Raw genomic sequence first — 17,654 nt, 5'->3', positions numbered from 1 at the left:
AATCTAAAGCACCCATCCTGTTAAGTACATGTGTTATGCACAACTATTACTTAGCAGTATGGGTGTTTCTATTTAAATTGATTTTTATATATTTTTATTTTGACTTATTTTAGGAAAAGTCGTGTTTAAAACCTTGATTGTGGTTGATAACAACGAGCAGTCACTTGCTCACTCATTCGAAAACGTAATTACCTTCAATACCTACTTACGAGATTATCCAAAGCATAATGAGCCAAAAACGCGCATTATTAATTTATGCGACTCAAGCCAATACTTGAGTAAAGGCTATTATTGCTCATTACTTGCAGAAGCACGTAAACACCAAGTTTTACCGAGTGTTAAAACCATAAATGCGTTGCGCAGCGGGCAAACTTTGATGCTCAACATTGGCGTGCTTACTGATGCTTTATACTTTGGTCATGCAGTTAATGAATTACAAAGTAAAGCAGCCAAAGCCGTATTTAAACAGTACCCATCACCCATTTTATTTGTTGATCAACAAGGGCTATTAAAACAAGGTTCATTGGCGTCATTGAATGACCAACAGCACCAGGACTTTGTAGCTAAACTAACTGAGTTTACGCAAACGCAGTGGCGCATTAGTAGCACCCAAAAACGTTTTCGTTGGGATATGGCAATTTTGGTCGATCACAATGAAAAAGTACCACCAAGTGATAAAGATGCGATTGCACGCTTCATTAAAGCTGCCGGTAAACATGGTATTCATGCGCAGGCACTGAGTTTTGATGAGATAGATAATATCGCTCAGTTTGATGCGTTGTTTATTCGTCAAACCACAGCAATTGATCATCCAACGTATCGTTTAGCAAGCAAAGCACAGAGCTTAGGATTAGTAGTAATTGATGACGCAGAGTCTATTTTACGTTGTTGTAATAAAGTGTATTTACACGATGCGTTTAATTACCAAAAAGTGCCGAGTTTAAAAACCTTGGTGGTGGCAGATCAAAGTGATGAAACCATCACTCAACTTGAAGATAGCTTCACCTATCCGTTAGTGCTAAAAATGCCGGAAGGATCGTTTTCTAAGGGGGTGTATAAAGTTGCGGATCGCACCGAGTTGGTTGCTAAACTCAATGAGTTGTTTGAATTTAGCGCTTTAGTGCTAGCTCAAGAGTATATGTATACCGAGTATGATTGGCGAGTAGGGGTGCTAAATGGTCGTGCTATTTATGCGTGTCGTTATTTAATGGCGCGAAATCATTGGCAAATATACAACCATGATGCGAAACGGTTTTTCTCTGGTGGTTTTGAAACGCTGCCAACCTTTGAGCTACCAAAAGCGGTGCTTGATGCAGCTCTAAAAGCCTGTAAAACCGTTGGTAAAGGCTTGTATGGCGTTGATGTAAAAGAGCATCAAGGCCGTGCTTATGTGCTTGAAGTAAACGATAACCCAAGCATTGATCATAAAGTTGAAGATGGCTACCTGGGCGATGAGCTGTATATGATCATCATGGATGAATTTAAACAGCGGCTTGAAGCCCGAGGTCGAGGTTAATGTCTGATCATAATGTGGCAGTACGCGCTGCCACAGAGGCTGATTTACAGGCACTACTTGCAATAGAGCAACAAAGTTTTAGCCAAGATAGATTAAGCGCACGTAGTTTAAAGCGTTGGATCATAGCGAAACACGGTATCTTGTTAGTCGCTGAATCGGCTAATCAATTACTTGGGTACGGGTTGGTGTGGTGTCATAAAGGCACACGTTTAGCCCGTTTATATTCGTTAGCAGTAACACCACAAGCACAAGGTAAAGGCATTGCTCAGCAATTACTAAACGCGCTTGAACGTGCCACGGCTGAGCGTGGGCGGGTGTTTATGCGCCTTGAAGTGGCAGTCAATAATTTAGCCGCCATTGCCTTGTATAAAAAACTTGGCTATCGGGTATTTGGTCAATATAGCGATTATTACGACGATCACAGTGATGCGTTACGAATGCAAAAAAACATTCGTAATACCAATGAGCTTGAGTTTACGCGGGACACACCGTGGTATCAGCAAACAACCGAGTTTACCTGTGGCCCTGCGGCTTTATTGATGGCAATGTCATCAATAAAAAGAACCACTATCACGCAAGTCAGTGAACTTGATATTTGGCGAGAAGCAACCACCATATTCATGACCTCAGGTCACGGTGGTTGTCATCCATTAGGACTGGCACTTGCGGCAAATAAACGTGGTTTTAAAGCGCAAGTTATTATTAATAACCGCGATACATTGTTTGTTGATGGAGTAAGAAACGACAACAAAAAGGCGATTTTACATACGGTCCACAATCAATTTGTAGTCGAAGCAATTAACCACAAACTGGATGTTAAATACCAAGAATTAACGCTTGAACAGATTGAGCGATGGCTTGGCGAAAAAATGGCCGTGGTGTTGTTGATCAGCACCTATCGTTTTGATGGTAAAAAATCGCCGCATTGGGTGTGTGTGACTCACTTGGATGCGCATTGTTTATATGTTCACGATCCGTTTTGTGAAAGCGACAAACAACTGGCGATTGATTGCCAACACGTACCAATCGCAAGAAGTGATTTTATGAAAATGGCTAGTTTTGGCAGTTCTCGCTTGAGCACCGCTTTGGCGCTAGCGATATGATGTTGTAGTAGGAAATACAGTGACAGTATATGAACTTTTAGATATTGCCCCTTATTCTTGGTCAGCTATTGGCAGTGCTGCATTTTGTGGTGCTTTGATTGGTATGGAACGCCAGTTACGGGGCAAACCAGTAGGAATAAGAACCTCAGTACTGATTATATTAGGTACTTATTTGTTTTTAGCTACAGCGTTTATGCTCCATGGTGATGTGATTGACCACTCGCGCGTGGTTGGTCAAATTATTACTGGCATCGGCTTTTTAGGTGCTGGAGTGATGCTCGCTAAAGATGGTGCTGTGGTAGGAGTTACATCGGCTGCCACAATCTGGGTATTAGCAGCCATAGGGGTGGTGATCGCGACTAATAACTTATTAGCAGCAATTAAACTGTCGATATTGGTCGTTGGGATTTTATATGGGGTGGATGTGCTTGAAGCTAAGTTTAAAAGTTTGAGTAAAGGTGTCCATCGGCATGTGAAAATTTACTCTAAACGGTATTACAGAGGCAATAAAAAAGAGCAAGAACGCCACGATTAAGTGGCGTTTTTTGTTTAATTAATTGCCAAATAACTTTCTTCTCACCACGTTACGGTAATCACTGGGGGTTTGCGAGAGTAATTTTTTGAACACGCGGGTTAAATGCCCTTGGTCGTTATAGCCCACCTCTAGTGCCACTTCTTGAATTGATAAGTTTGATGATGCTAATAACTCCTTTGCCGTTTGCACCCGAAGTTGTTGCCAGTATTCAATCGGGCTTTGATTGGTCGCAACTCTAAACCGGCGTGTAAACGAACGATAACTTAAGCCAAATAATTGCGCCACCTCGGTTAGGCTTTGCTCTGCGGCTAAATTGTTTTTTAGCCAAAATTGAATTTGCGCAATCAGTTCGTCAGGGTGTCTATCTACAGCTCCCTCAAGATAGCGCTGATCTTCATAAGGTTTGCGTATTTCGTGTGAAAAGTTACGCTCAACATGCTGAGCAGCTGCTTGTCCATAATATTGACTAATAATATGCACGATCACATCTGCTAACGCATTCAAACTTGCCACGCTGTATAAACGTTCTGATTGGGTGATGAAAAAGTCAGGTTTGAGTAATACCTGTGGATAATCACGCTTAAATTGCTCTGCGTAATGCCAGTGGGTTGTCGCTGGGTGACCATTTAATAGGTTGGCCTCAGCGACTAAACAGTTACCAGTACCCACACCAATAATTGAACTACCTTGCTGCCAACTGCTCGTAAGCCACTTTACTAAGCCTTGATTTGTCCTAACAACAGGGCGAGGGTTGCGCCAAATACCAGGAACAATGATCAAGTCACTATACGGAGCGTCGGCATAGGTGTATTCAGGTAAAATTGCCAAGCCACTGCGATTTTGAATCAGCTTGTTATCTTCTGCAATCAAATTGATCAGCAGTGGCCTAAACTGCATTGTTATTCCATCGCCTTTTGCATGACCTTTTGCGTAGGCTTCTCCCGCTCTGAGCATCTCAATAGGTAGCGTTAAACTAGTGATCAATAAATGCTGATAGACCAAAATACTGATCTGTAACGGGCTATGTTTGAGATTTTTGTCCATTAAATTGCTCCGACCAGTTACGTTTGGCCTGTTAGGCTTGTTATTTGGCTATTTAAGCACAATGTTGGCGGTAAAATCCATCTAAACTAGCTACTTCTCCTATAACACGTTTTCTCAAGGTAAATTATGACAGCATTACCCGTTATTGTCGGCATGGGCGGAATTAACGCCGCGGGCCGTACCTCATTTCATCAAGGTTATCGTCGTATCGTGTTAGATAATTTGACTGCCGACGCACGTCAAGAAACTTTCCTAGGTTTAGCGACTTTAATGAATCTTGTATCATTACAAGAGGGCGAATTAAGAGACCAACAAGGTAATTTAGTAAAGCAAAGCGATATTGAAGCACAATTTGGCGAACAAATTATTGCTGGTACGTTGATCCGTAAAATTGAAGAAAACCATTTTGATGTTGATGCAACGCCGTGGCAGCAAAAAATGACATTAACGCTTAGCGATGAGCAAGCTATCGTATTTGAAGCACGACGTCGTGACTTACCGCAGCCAATTCCGTCAAGCTGGTTAATTGAAGATTTAGCCGATAAAAAAGTAAAAGTTACCATTAGTGCTGAGCTTGATATAAAGCACGACAGCACCCGTGACAACCCAATAAAAGCAGCTGGGCAATTACCGACAGGCTTTGATCCTGCCAGTATGTATAACAGTCGTTACCAACCGCGTGGTTTACAAGCCACCATTTTTGCGGCAACGGATGCAATTCGCTCAACTGGCCTTGATTGGCAACAGATCATGAACAGTGTTGAACCAGATCAAATTGGTACTTATTCTGCGTCTGTTGTAGGGCAAGTGAATGATGAAGGGCTTGGTGGTTTAATTCGTTCGCGCCAGCAAGGCGAGCGTGTTAGCACTAAACAGTTAGCACTTGGTTTAAATACCATGTCTACTGATTTTATCAATGCTTATGTTACCGGTAATGTGGGTACTACGTTCACCACATCAGGGGCTTGTGCCACGTTTTTATATAATCTACGCGCAGCTGTGAATGATATTCAAGCTGGGCGAACTCGTGTCGCTGTTGTCGCGTCTTCAGAATGTGCTATTACCCCTGAGATCATTGAAGGTTTTGGTAATATGGGCGCATTGGCTAACGAAGAAGGTCTAAAGCGTTTAGATAACACTGAGACGGTAGATCATCGTCGTACCAGTCGTCCATTTGGTGAAAACTGTGGCTTTACCATCGGTGAAGGCGCGCAAGTCGCGATTTTAATGGATGATGCGCTCGCATTATCGCTAGGTGCCGATATCATGGGCTCAGTAGCTGATGTGTTTGTAAATGCTGATGGCGTAAAAAAATCGATCACAGCACCTGGGCCTGGTAACTACATCACCATGGCAAAATCTGTAGCATTAGCGGCTAATATCTTAGGTGCGGAAGCTGTTCAGCAACGCAGCTTTATTTTAGCGCATGGCTCAAGTACACCGCAAAACCGTGTAACTGAATCCCTAATTTATCATCGTGTAGCGCAAACCTTTGCAATCGATAACTGGAAAGTTGCCGCGCCTAAAGCGTATGTAGGGCATACCATTGCACCTGCAAGTGGCGATCAACTAGCTATGGCACTGGGAGTATTTAGTCACAACATTATGCCGGGTATTACCACTATAGATAAAGTGGCTGATGATGTGTATAACCAACATTTAGATATTCGTACTGAGCATTATCAATGTGCTGATATGGATATCGCCTTTATCAATTCAAAAGGCTTTGGTGGTAATAATGCTACAGCTACTGTGTTATCTCCAAAGGTAACCATGGAAATGTTAGCAAAACGCCATGGCAGTGATGTGATGAAAGCATACGCAGTGACAAATCAAACCGTCACGGCTGCACAAACCAGTTACCAACAGCAAGCCGATTTAGGCCAGTATGAGCTAATTTATCGCTTTGGTGATGGCATGATTGATGAAAATGACATTGTTATTTCACAAACCGATATGCAGATCCCAGGTTTTGACAAAGCAATTGCATTTACTAAAACGAATCCTTATCAAGATATGTTTTAAGCACATAATTCTTGTTTGGCAAGGCGCTTCTATAGCGCCTTTTTTAATGCTCGCATACTACTGCTTTAAACTTTACGAATTGTCATTGGCTGCATTTTTTTGTTGAATCACCGCAGTTTACGCGATCTGTCATTTTTCCTTGTTATAATTTCAAGCTATTAAAAAGGCCAACGTTTGAGAGTCCTATGATCGCCAGTTTATTATTGTTAAGTGCTACTGCTGCCACATTAGATAGCCATTTACCGCCATTACTACCTTGGCAAGGGCATAGTTTGACACTGATACAACAAAAAGGCCCATTAACCACTGACTTCGAACTTAGCAAAGGACTAAAATCGCCTAACTATCAGCAAACAATGGCGTTTGTTGACCGCCTTGTCGCGGCAAATCCGACCCAGTTTCAAGTGCAAACTATTGCCCATAGTGCCAGCGGCCGTGCGATTAAAATGGTTGTTGCCAGTGAAGAAGGCGCGTTTACGCCTACTCAGTTAATGCAAAATACAAAGCCGACGATTTTTATTCAAGCCGGGATCCACGCGGGTGAAATTGACGGCAAAGACGCCATGTTCATGTTACTGCGTGATATTGCAACTGGTAAGCGCCGTGATATTTTAAGCCAAGTAAATATCTTATTTATTCCCATTTTGAATGTGGATGGTCATGAGCGTAGTAGCCAGTTTAACCGCATAAACCAACGTGGCCCAGTAGAAATGGGTTTTCGCACCAATGCTAACAATCTTAATTTAAACCGTGATTACACTAAGCTAGATACCCCAGAAGTGCGTGGCGTATTAAAGGTGATCAAACAGTTTAACCCGGATTTATATATTGATGTGCACGTCACCGACGGCGCAGATTATCAGTACGACGTCACTTATGGCTACAATCCGGTGTTTGCTAGTGAGTCACCGAGTGTTTCAGATGCGCTCAATCAATATTTTAAACCGGTAATTGACGAAAAATTACAAGCGCAAGGCCACCTTCCCGGGCCGTTAGTATTTGTCATGGATAAGCGTGAGTTTAAAAAGGGCTTAGCAGGGTGGGTTGCCACGCCTCGCTATTCCAACGGTTGGGGCGATTTACGTTCTTTACCTACTATTCTTGTTGAAAACCATTCGCTTAAACCCTATAAGCAACGCGTGCTTGGCACCTATGTATTTTTAGATGGGGCTATATCAGCATTAGCACAGCATCACCAGCAGTTAGCAGATGCAGTTAAAAAAGAGCAGGCATTTGTCCCAAGTAAACTGATTGTAGAGCGTAGCTACGCTAAACAGCCCGATACCGTGGCATTTGAAGGCATTAAATATACGCGCAGCCAAAGTGCCTTAAGTGGTCAGATGGAAGTGAAATACTTAAGTGAAAAGCAACATTATGATGCGTTGCCAATCTATTGGCAAAAAGACGTCAAAACAACCATTACTGTGCCTAGCGCGTTTTATATTCCGCCTGCGTATCCACAGATCATCGAAAAACTTAAGTTACATGGCATTGCGGTGCAAACTGTTACGACAGATGCGTTACCTGCAAATTTAAAAGTGGCTGTAGTGACAAACCATGAGTTTGATAAAGCACCGTTTGAAGGTCGCTTTAGAGTCAGTGCTGATTTTAACTTTGTTGATGTAGCTGAAAAGAATTTGACTGGTTGGTCTAAAGTAGATACTGCACAACCGTTAGGTGAATTAGCCACCCATCTTTTACATCCAAAGGCACCTGATTCGTTTTTTGCATGGGGTGAGTTTAATACTATTTTTCAACGTACTGAGTATATGGAAAACTACGCATTAGCACCATATGCTCGTCATATGCTCAAAGATAAACCTGCGTTAGCACTAGAGTTTGATAAAAAAATTCGTGAAGATGCTGCGTTTGCAAAAGATCCCCAAGCACGTTTAAACTGGCTTTATAAACAGACACCGTTTTATGATCAAGCCTATTTAAAGTATCCTGTGCTGATGACATTTGCAGACACTTCAAAAATAAAGAATTAAGCTATGGAAATTATTACTCTACCAGTCACCGCTTTCGCACAAAACTGTCGGATTGTTATTTGTAAACAAACACGCCAAGCTGCTGTGGTCGATCCAGGTGGTGATGCTGAAAAAATCATTGCTGAACTCGCTAAGCATGCGCTTAATCTGCAATGTATTTTATTGACTCATGGTCACCTTGATCATGTTGGCGCTGCCAAAGTGCTCGCTGAACATTTTGCCGTTGATATAGTTGGCCCACAGCAAGACGAGTTATTTTGGTTTGATGCATTACCCATGCAAGCACAAATGTTTGGCTTTGCACCGGTTACTCCTTTTTATCCGCAGCATTGGCTAAATCATGGTGATATTTTCCCATTAGGTGAATTGCGCTTTGAGATCCGTCATTGTCCGGGTCACACCCCAGGCCATATTGTCTTTTATGAAGCTGAGCATAAGATTGTTCTTGTTGGTGATGTGATTTTCAAAGGCTCAGTAGGGCGTACTGATTTTCCGAAAGGGGATGCACAGCAGTTACTCAACTCAATTAAGCAACAAATTCTCACTTTGCCAGATGAAACCAGAATACTCTCAGGGCATGGACCTGACACTAAAGTAGTTACAGAGCGCATATCGAATCCATTTATTAGTGGTAAATATGGTTAGTTAAGCATAAAAAATGCATAAAAACACAAGACTCGATTGCTAAAGCCATGTATAATTTAATCAATTTAGTAAAATAAAAAAGAAATAAAATGTCTCTAAATCACGTAGATCGCCAAATTTTGGCACTGTTACAGCAAGATGCTAGTCTTTCGACCGCAGACATAGCCGATAAAGTAGGCCTATCTCAGTCACCGTGTTGGCGTCGTATTGCAAAACTTGAGCAAGATGGCTACATCAAAGGCAAAGTTGCCCTATTAGATGAAAAGAAACTTGGCTTTGATATGTTAGTGTATGCGCACGTCCGTTTATCGAATCATGGTCGCACTAATCTAGCTGAGTTTGAACGACTGATCTTAAGTTATGATGAAGTAACGGAATGTTACAGCATGGCAGGCACTATGGATTTTATGCTGCGAATTATTTCTAAAGGCATCGAAGGCTATGAACAGTTTGTGCGAGATAATTTATTAAACCTTGAGCTTGTTCAAGAAGTACATTCAAATGTAACCATGACGTGTGTAAAACGCAGTACATCATTACCACTTTAATATCGCTTTAAACAGGCTAGAATAATTGTATACTTTAGCCTGTTCCCCTTCCCGCAATTGTTAACCTTAACTTAATTGGTTAGAATTCAGCGCTTTTTTGATCCCATACCCGCAAGAGGAATTCAATGTTTAACTTACTAAGCAAGGCGCCAAGCTCTGCTAAAAACGATATCTTATCAGGTATTACGGTTGCGCTTGCGCTCGTGCCTGAAGCTGTTGCATTTGCGTTTGTTGCAAATGTAGAGCCTTTAGTTGGTTTATATGCAGCATTTATTGTTGGCTTGATCACCGCTATTTTTGGCGGCCGCCCAGGTATGATCTCTGGTGCAACCGGTGCACTTGCTGTTGTTATGGTAAGTTTAGTGTTAGATCATGGGGTTGAATATTTATTTGCGACTGTACTACTGATGGGGCTACTGCAAATACTGGCTGGGGTGTTTAAACTGGGTAAGTTTATACGTATGGTTCCGCATCCTGTCATGCTGGGCTTTGTAAACGGACTCGCGATCGTTATTTTCCTCGCCCAACTTGGCCAGTTTAAAGTGTCTGATGGCGCAGGTGGTGTGCAATGGATGACCGGCACGCCGATGATGATAATGCTGGCACTTGTGGCATTAACTATGGCTATAATTCATTTTTTACCAAAGTTAACGACTGCGGTGCCATCCACCTTAGTGGCTATTGTAACAGTCACTGCCATTGTGATGGGCTTTGATCTAGAAGCACGTACAGTACTTGATTTCTTAAAAGACATGACAGGTGACAGTGCCGCGACGATTGCTGGTGGTTTGCCTGAATTCCATATCCCAATGGTGCCGTTTACTTTAGAAACATTTAAAATTATTTTCCCTTATGCGCTTATTTTAGCCGCGATTGGTTTAATTGAATCTTTATTAACATTGAGTTTAATTGACGAAATAACAGAAACCCGTGGTCAAAGTAATAAAGAGTGCATTGGTCAAGGTGCTGCAAATGTAACCTGTGGTTTCTTTGGTGCAATGGGTGGCTGTGCAATGATTGGTCAATCGATGATCAATATTAACTCAGGTGGCCGCTCGCGTTTATCAGGGATAACTGCAGCAGTGATGTTGCTCGCGTTTATTTTGTTTGCTGCAGGCTTAATTGAAATGATCCCACTTGCAGCACTGGTTGGCGTGATGTTTATGGTGGTATTAGGCACATTTGAGTGGGCGAGTTTCAAAATGATGAAGCGTGTACCAAAGTCAGATGCGTTTGTTATTGTGTTAGTGTCAGGCGTGACTGTTATTACTGATTTAGCTATTGCGGTATGTGTGGGTGTAATTGTTTCAGCCTTAGTTTTTGCATGGCAACATGCAAAACATATTTTCACAACCAATTACATTGATGAACAAGGCTCTAAAGTTTATGAGCTACATGGGCCATTATTTTTTGGTTCAGTGAAAAAATTTGCAGAGTTATTTGATGTTAAAAACGATCCGAAAGACGTTATCATCGAATTCAAATACAGCCGAGTCGCCGATCATAGTGCTATTGAAGCCATTGACGCGTTAGCTGATAAATACACCAAAGCAGGCAAGCAGTTGCACCTTCGCCACTTAAGTAAAGATTGCGCTCTGTTACTGCATAAAGCACGTGATTTAGTTGAAGTGAATGTAATAGAAGATCCAACTTATAAAGTCGCCTCAGACAAGCTCGCATAAGCGGTTTATTTGAGTAAAAGCGAAGGCAGTGCCTTCGCTTTTTTGTATTCACGGCTTTGTTGTGTAGAATCAAAAGTAGCTAGATTAAATCGAGATTAAAGTTATATGTCGCAGTGGTTAGCATGGGCGAAACAAATACAGGCCATTAGTCAAACAGGTAAAACCTATACAAAAGATGGTTATGACTTGGAGCGTTATGAGCAATTAGCTGATATTAGTCACCAAATGTTAGCCTCGCTTGCTGAGCAACCTGTCAGTAGGGTTGAAAACCTATTTATTGATGAACAAGGTTATCCAACCCCTAAAGTTGATTTGCGCGCAGGCGTAATTGTTGATAATAAAATCTTGCTAGTGCGAGAACGAACTGACGATAAATGGTCGTTACCAGGAGGCTGGGCTGATGTTAATGAAGCTCCTCGCGAAGGGATCATACGTGAAGTGCTAGAGGAGTCAGGTTATCAGGTCACTAACCCTAAGTTAATTGCATTAAAAGATCGCGCACTTCATGCTTATTTACCTATATCTGCACAGCATATTTATAAACTATTCTTCTTATGTGAATTGATTGGTGGCGCACCTAAGCTTAACTTAGAAGTGTCTGAAATTGGTTTTTTTGCTTTAGATAATTTACCCCAGCTTTCCACGGGCAGAGTGCTTGTTGAAGACATACAGATGCTCTTTGCACATTACAAGCAACCAGATAAAGCATTATTTATAGATTAACTGTTATTGCTGATCAATAAGTGAGACTAAGCTCGACTAGTCGCCAAGCTGCCTGTATAATTCGCGTCCTCTTTATACCGTCTTATTGTCTGTATTAACTTTTCCTTACTTATGAATCGTTAACTTGCCAGTAATTGCTTAGGAAATTCATCTTGATCTCTACCGCTAATATCACCATGCAGTTTGGTGCCGAACCTTTGTTCGAAAATATCTCAGCTAAATTCAGTAACGGTAACCGTTATGGCTTAATTGGCGCAAATGGATGCGGTAAGTCAACCTTTATGAAAATCCTCAATGGCTCGCTTGCGCCAACGTCAGGCAATGTGTCAATCGGGCCTGGCTTAAAAGTAGGTAACTTGAGCCAAGATCAATTTGCCTTTGAGCAATACACGGTAGTTGATACGGTGATCATGGGCGATGTTGAATTATGGAAAATAAAGCAAGAACGTGAGCGTATTTATTCACTCCCTGAAATGAGTGAAGAAGATGGTATGAAAGTGGCTGAGCTGGAAAGTGTGTTTGCTGAAATGGACGGCTACAGTGCAGAAAGTCGTGCTGGCGATATCTTGTTAAAAGCGGGTATTGAAGAAGAGTTTCATTTTGGCTTAATGTCGCAAGTGGCACCTGGTTGGAAACTGCGCGTGCTACTTGCCCAAGCCTTGTTTGCAAATCCAGATATTTTATTACTGGATGAGCCTACAAATAACTTGGATATTCATACTATTAGCTGGTTAGAGCAGGAGCTTAACCAACGTAAATGTACTATGATCATTATTTCTCATGACCGTTATTTCCTAAATGCTGTGTGTACACACATGGCTGATATTGACTACGGCGAGCTGCGTATTTACCCAGGTAACTATGAAAAGTTCATCGAAGCATCAACGCTTATACGTGAACAGTTGCTTGCAGGCAATGCCAAGAAGCAGTCGGAAATCGAAGAGTTACAAGATTTCGTAAATCGCTTTGGTGCTAACGCATCAAAAGCCAAGCAAGCAAGTTCACGCGCTAAACGCATGGATAAAATCAGTTTAGATGAGGTTAAATCATCAAGCCGTATGGCGCCGTCATTGTATTTTGATGAAGGTAAAAAGATGCACCGCCAAGCATTGATTTTAGAAGATTTCGGCCATGGTTTTGATGGCGAAGTATTGTTTGAAGGCGGCGAGCTGATTTTAGAAGCCGGTTCAAAACTAGCGATTATTGGTGAAAATGGGGTTGGTAAATCAACCTTTATTCGTTGTTTAGTAGGTGAACTTGAAGCGAACCATGGCGTTGTGAAGTGGTCAGAGAATGCTTCTATTGGTTATTGCCCACAAGATAGCAGCAAAGATTTTGATAACGACTTAACGTTATTTGATTGGATGTCACAGTGGCGTACAGCTAAACATAACGATTTAATGGTACGTGGCATGCTTGGCCGCTTATTGTTTACCGCCGATGATGCGAATAAAAAAGCTAAAAACTGCTCAGGTGGTGAGAAAAACCGCTTATTGTTTGGCAAGTTGATGATGCAAGATGTCAATGTGTTAGTTATGGATGAGCCGACAAACCACATGGATATGGAAGCCATTGAAGCGTTAAATAATGCGCTTAAAGGTTTTGAAGGGACGTTAATTTTTGTCAGCCATGACCGTGAATTCGTATCATCTTTGGCAACGCGTATTATTGATATTCGTGACAAAAAAGTGGTTAACTTCCACGGTACTTTTAACGAGTTTATGGCAAGCCAGGCTGAAAATAGCCAAGCATAATTTATTGTAAAACCGGTAGCGATACCGGTTTTCTTTATTTAAAACGTTTTACATATCTTAGGGTTACAAAATTAATAAAGGCCATTAATATGGCAATTTCAAAACGGCTAAATGCTACTGCTATACCTATTAAGCCCATGTTCCAGATACTTGCAGCGGTAGCTGTTCCGTAAGTAGAGTTTTTGTTTTTTAATATTGCACCGCCCCCTATAAAACCGATCCCCGTAATTATTCCTTCTAGCACTTTTGATTCTGCCTCAGACGAGGTCAGTACTGACATGCCTATTAAAGCATAGCCGCAAGATGCCACAGCCACCAAAGGAAAAGTTCTCAAGCCCGCGCCATGATGTGAATGTTCACGATCGTACGCCATAGGTAAAGACAATATGTAAGCTATACCTAAATGGACTAAGTTTTTTAGCATTTCGTCGAACTGTATATCGAATTCCATTTTATTTTTCCCTGCGTTATTGACTAAATATCAATAAGCAAAAAGTAATCCAATAATCCACCTACTATTTATACTTTAATTTCAATAGCTTGTTATTGAATGTAAATGAGATTAAAAGTGACTGAGTAAATTTTACAGGGTTAAGTAAACACCTACAGTTTATTACAAACTTTATTTTTTAGTTATGCTGGGTATGACCCTATAATTAGAAGTACGATGATTGTTTGTCTTGCTCTAAGGTTTAGGGATAGTTTATGTATAGGACGTTGTTTTTAGTCATAGCGATTTCATGTTCACTCACAGCATGCACGGTTGCGGGGGTGCTTGTTGATAGTACTATTTATACAAAAGCAGATGAAAACGCTGATGCAGATTTAGCGCTTTCTCCGGCACATATTGCACCACAAAAAGCAGTGCCAGTTGCTGAACAACAGACTTTATCATTTACTGATTTGGGTATTGAAGTAGATAGGTTTTTGGTTGGCTTAGTACAACAGCAAGCAGAGCCGCAAGTGATCTGTAAAAGAGTGACTAAAACACTAAAAGAGTGTGAGGAAGTAACGCCTGACAACCTCACACAGAAGCAGACTACTGAGCCTGCAAATACGATTGATGAAATAATAGGTGTTCGTCAATAAAGCTACTGATGAAAAAGTAACTATGGTCATAACCTGCATGCATATTAATTTCTGCAGGGTAGCCTTTGCCATTTACTTGCATAAATAAGTGTTCAGTTTTTAGTTGTTCAACTAAAAAGTTATCAGCTTCACCTTGATCAATACGCATGGGTAGGTAATCAGTTTCATTGGCCTGACTCATTAACTCACAGGTATCATAGTGTGCCCACGTCGATTTATCATCGCCTAAATACTGGCTAAACGCTTTTTGCCCCCACGGACAGTTTATTGGGTTCACAATGGGACTAAACGCCGAGGCACTGGTGTAATTTTGTGGATTGCGTAGGGCAATCATCAACGCGCCATGGCCACCCATAGAATGACCACTAATAGCTTTTTTATCGGTCACTGGGAAGTGTTGCTCAATTAAAGCCGGTAGCTCATTTACTACATACTCATACATATTGTAGTGAGTGTTGTAGGGCGCTTGTGTGGCATTAACATAAAAACCTGCACCTTGGCCAAAGTCATAACTGTCCTCGTCTGGCACATTGTCACCACGGGGACTCGTATCTGGTGCAACAATAGCTATGCCTAACTCAGCAGCTTTTTTGAAGGCACCTGCTTTTTGCATAAAGTTTTCATCGGTACAAGTTAACCCTGATAGCCAATACAACACGGGCACTTTATTGGTTTGGCTTGCACCTGGCGGTAAAAATATCGCAAAACGCATTGTACAATGAGTACTGTTTGCAATGTGACTATATTGTTTATGCCAACCACCGCTGACTTTTGCAGAACTTAAATTATCTAACATAATATCCTCGCTAAAAAGCCACACCTTAAGTGTGGCTACTTTGATCAGTAATGGATAACAGTACGAATACTTTTACCTTCATGCATCAGATCAAATGCGTCGTTAATGTCTTCAAGGCCCATGGTATGAGTGATAAAGTCATTTAATGCAAATTCGCCGGCCATGTAACGTTCAACAATTTCTGGTAGTTGTGAACGGCCTTTCACGCCACCAAAGGCGCTACCACGCCACACGCGACCTGTGACTAACTGGAACGGGCGAGTCGAAATTTCTTGGCCTGCTCCGGCAACACCAATGATCACCGATTCACCCCAACCTTTGTGGCAACACTCAAGGGCTGAACGCATAACATCAACATTACCGATGCATTCAAATGAGAAATCAACGCCGCCATCGGTCATTTCAACAATGACTTCTTGGATTGGCTTGTCGAAGTCTTTTGGATTGATCAAATCTGTAGCGCCTAATTTAGTCGCAAGGTCGAACTTAGAGGTATTAATATCTATGCCGATAATACGTGACGCTCCGGCCATTTTTGCGCCAATAATGGCTGATAACCCGATGCCACCTAAACCAAAAATAGCTACCGTATCACCAGCTTGCACTTTTGCCGTATTGGTCACTGCACCCATACCCGTTGTTACGCCGCAGCCTAGTAAGCAAATTTCTTCTAAAGAGGCTTCTTTATTTACTTTGGCTAAAGAAATTTCTGGCAGCACTGTGTATTCAGAAAACGTTGACGTGCCCATGTAGTGATAAATTGGTTGACCATCTTTGAAAAAGCGGGTGGTGCCATCTGGCATTAACCCTTTACCTTGGGTTTCGCGTACTGCTGAACACAGGTTTGTTTTACCTGAGGTACACATTTTACATACACCACACTCAGCGGTGTATAGCGGGATCACATGATCACCTACTTCAACACTAGTTACACCTTCACCAACAGCAAAGACAACACCTGCACCTTCATGGCCTAAAATAGCAGGGAAGATCCCTTCAGGATCTGCACCAGAAAGTGTAAAAGCATCGGTATGACAAACACCTGTTGCAGTGATTTTGACCATGACTTCGCCTTTTTTAGGCATCATCACATCCACTTCTTCAACAGATAATGGTTGATTCGGTCCCCAAGCTATTGCCGCTTTTGATTTAATGAACTCTGACATGGGCTCTCTCTTTTTATTAATTACATGGATGGTTTAAAACAATAGCGCTATTTTATTTGTTTCTCAAACAATGATAATCTTCATTTCTATAAAACACTTTTACAGTATGGTAATAATGAGTCGCTGGTCAGGTATAGATGAGTTTATCGCAGTGGGAGAAGAAGGCAGTTTTACCCGCGCTGCCACCGTTTTGGGAGTATCCGTGGCGCATATAAGTCGCCATGTTACCCAGCTTGAACAGCGTTTAAACACGCAACTGTTGACCCGCACAACCCGAAAAGTAGTGCTAACCAAAGAAGGGGAAGTGTTTTTACATCAGACCAAGCACTTACAGCATGCACTAGACGATGCCACTGGGGTACTTGCACAACAACAAAGTACACCAAAAGGTAAAATCAAACTTACGGCACCGGTGATGTATGGTGAAAGTTTTGTAATGCCTGCTGTACACACCTTTATGCAACAGCACAGCGACGTCGAAGTGGAGATGGCATTGAGTAATGAGCAAGAAAACTTGCTTGAAGGGGGCTTTGATCTGGCTATTCGTCTGGGTCATTTAAAAGACTCTAGCTTAAAAGCACGCCGTTTGAGTGAACGTCATTTTGTGATTTGCTGCTCAGCAGCCTATTTAGCGCGTTTTGGTGAGCCTCATAGCTTAGCTGAATTGCAATATCATCAATGTTTAGTCGGTAACAGTAGTTACTGGCGTGTCTGTGAACAAGGGCGTGATAAACACATTAAAATAGCAGGGCGTTTGCAGTGTAACAGTGGCTGGGCGTTAGCAGACGCGGCTAAAAAAGGCTTGGGTATTATTCAATTGCCCAATTATTACATTGAAAGAGACTTAGCGGCGGGTGATCTAGTGCCTATTTTAACCAATAATCAGCCAAAACCTGAGGGCGTTTGGGGAGTGTATCCACCGCGGCAGTTTGTGGCAACCAATGTGCGTGCATTACTTGACCATCTTATTACTTCATTGAATTAACGATTATTGAAAGTATGCGAGTAAATTGGCGTCAGCAATTGATTTGTCATTA

16 protein-coding genes are annotated in these 17,654 nt (G+C 41.8%); 12 read left to right on the top strand and 4 right to left on the bottom strand.

Annotated features, from left to right (window positions below):
* The first annotated feature begins 121 nt into the window (after positions 1 to 121).
* Genes NDQ71_RS03360 through NDQ71_RS03350 form a run of 3 tightly spaced genes read left to right on the top strand, consistent with a single transcriptional unit; the run spans position 122 to position 3,154 of the window.
* Positions 122 to 1,516 (top strand): RimK family protein, encoded by a 1,395-nt coding sequence (locus tag NDQ71_RS03360; protein ID WP_192540553.1) that lies wholly within the window; start codon positions 122 to 124, stop codon positions 1,514 to 1,516.
* Complete coding sequence (locus tag NDQ71_RS03355) at positions 1,516 to 2,619, top strand: GNAT family N-acetyltransferase/peptidase C39 family protein (RefSeq protein ID WP_064666901.1); 1,104 nt, start codon at positions 1,516 to 1,518, stop codon at positions 2,617 to 2,619. Before NDQ71_RS03360 ends, NDQ71_RS03355 begins: the two co-directional genes overlap by 1 nt.
* A 19-nt stretch (positions 2,620 to 2,638) precedes the next feature.
* Positions 2,639 to 3,154 (top strand): MgtC/SapB family protein, encoded by a 516-nt coding sequence (locus NDQ71_RS03350; protein ID WP_064666900.1) that lies wholly within the window; start codon positions 2,639 to 2,641, stop codon positions 3,152 to 3,154.
* 18 nt (positions 3,155 to 3,172) lie between these two features.
* Here NDQ71_RS03350 and NDQ71_RS03345 read toward each other — a convergent pair whose 3' ends face one another.
* Positions 3,173 to 4,198 (bottom strand): GlxA family transcriptional regulator, encoded by a 1,026-nt coding sequence (locus NDQ71_RS03345; protein WP_283710661.1) that lies wholly within the window; start codon positions 4,196 to 4,198, stop codon positions 3,173 to 3,175.
* 126 nt (positions 4,199 to 4,324) lie between these two features.
* Between NDQ71_RS03345 and NDQ71_RS03340 the strand changes: the two genes are divergently transcribed.
* From NDQ71_RS03340 to NDQ71_RS03310, 7 genes are all read left to right on the top strand, one after another.
* Entirely contained in the window at positions 4,325 to 6,223 is a 1,899-nt protein-coding gene (locus tag NDQ71_RS03340) for a beta-ketoacyl synthase (RefSeq protein WP_064666898.1), read from the top strand.
* Between the two features lie 185 nt (positions 6,224 to 6,408).
* Entirely contained in the window at positions 6,409 to 8,214 is a 1,806-nt protein-coding gene (locus NDQ71_RS03335; RefSeq protein WP_301562256.1) for a M14 family metallopeptidase, read from the top strand.
* Positions 8,215 to 8,217: 3 nt separating this feature from the next.
* Positions 8,218 to 8,859 (top strand): MBL fold metallo-hydrolase, encoded by a 642-nt coding sequence (locus NDQ71_RS03330; RefSeq protein ID WP_192540556.1) that lies wholly within the window; start codon positions 8,218 to 8,220, stop codon positions 8,857 to 8,859.
* 89 nt (positions 8,860 to 8,948) lie between these two features.
* Positions 8,949 to 9,407, top strand: a complete 459-nt coding sequence (locus NDQ71_RS03325) for an Lrp/AsnC family transcriptional regulator (RefSeq protein ID WP_192540557.1) — start codon at positions 8,949 to 8,951, stop codon at positions 9,405 to 9,407.
* Between the two features lie 125 nt (positions 9,408 to 9,532).
* Complete coding sequence (locus tag NDQ71_RS03320; protein WP_192540558.1) at positions 9,533 to 11,089, top strand: SulP family inorganic anion transporter; 1,557 nt, start codon at positions 9,533 to 9,535, stop codon at positions 11,087 to 11,089.
* Between the two features lie 105 nt (positions 11,090 to 11,194).
* Complete coding sequence (locus NDQ71_RS03315; protein WP_192540559.1) at positions 11,195 to 11,812, top strand: NUDIX hydrolase; 618 nt, start codon at positions 11,195 to 11,197, stop codon at positions 11,810 to 11,812.
* Between the two features lie 152 nt (positions 11,813 to 11,964).
* Positions 11,965 to 13,566, top strand: a complete 1,602-nt coding sequence (locus tag NDQ71_RS03310) for an ABC-F family ATPase (protein WP_283710663.1) — start codon at positions 11,965 to 11,967, stop codon at positions 13,564 to 13,566.
* A gap of 34 nt (positions 13,567 to 13,600) precedes the next feature.
* Here the strand turns inward: NDQ71_RS03310 and NDQ71_RS03305 are convergent, their stop codons facing one another.
* Positions 13,601 to 14,017 (bottom strand): MgtC/SapB family protein, encoded by a 417-nt coding sequence (locus NDQ71_RS03305; protein ID WP_192540561.1) that lies wholly within the window; start codon positions 14,015 to 14,017, stop codon positions 13,601 to 13,603.
* 254 nt (positions 14,018 to 14,271) lie between these two features.
* Here NDQ71_RS03305 and NDQ71_RS03300 point away from each other — a divergent pair, with 254 nt between their 5' ends.
* The gene (locus NDQ71_RS03300) at positions 14,272 to 14,655 is read left to right on the top strand and encodes a hypothetical protein (RefSeq protein WP_192540562.1); all 384 of its coding nucleotides are present in this window, start codon (positions 14,272 to 14,274) and stop codon (positions 14,653 to 14,655) included.
* Here NDQ71_RS03300 and fghA read toward each other — a convergent pair.
* Positions 14,606 to 15,451: an S-formylglutathione hydrolase gene (gene fghA / locus NDQ71_RS03295; protein WP_192540563.1), complete on the bottom strand. Its 846-nt coding sequence runs from the start codon at positions 15,449 to 15,451 to the stop codon at positions 14,606 to 14,608. The genes NDQ71_RS03300 and fghA overlap by 50 nt on opposite strands.
* 44 nt (positions 15,452 to 15,495) lie before the next feature.
* A complete protein-coding gene (locus NDQ71_RS03290; RefSeq protein WP_192540564.1) occupies positions 15,496 to 16,617 on the bottom strand; it encodes an S-(hydroxymethyl)glutathione dehydrogenase/class III alcohol dehydrogenase in 1,122 nt (373 codons plus the stop codon).
* 115 nt (positions 16,618 to 16,732) lie between these two features.
* Here NDQ71_RS03290 and NDQ71_RS03285 point away from each other — a divergent pair, with 115 nt between their 5' ends.
* Positions 16,733 to 17,602, top strand: a complete 870-nt coding sequence (locus NDQ71_RS03285) for a LysR family transcriptional regulator (RefSeq protein ID WP_192540565.1) — start codon at positions 16,733 to 16,735, stop codon at positions 17,600 to 17,602.
* The last annotated feature ends 52 nt before the right edge of the window (positions 17,603 to 17,654 follow it).

It is taken from the genome of Pseudoalteromonas sp. KG3, assembly GCF_030436385.1.
In the GTDB taxonomy this organism is placed as follows: Bacteria; Pseudomonadota; Gammaproteobacteria; order Enterobacterales; family Alteromonadaceae; genus Pseudoalteromonas; species Pseudoalteromonas prydzensis.
The sequence above is the reverse complement of the archived record's forward strand: the minus strand, read 5'-3'. Positions and strand labels throughout refer to the sequence as shown.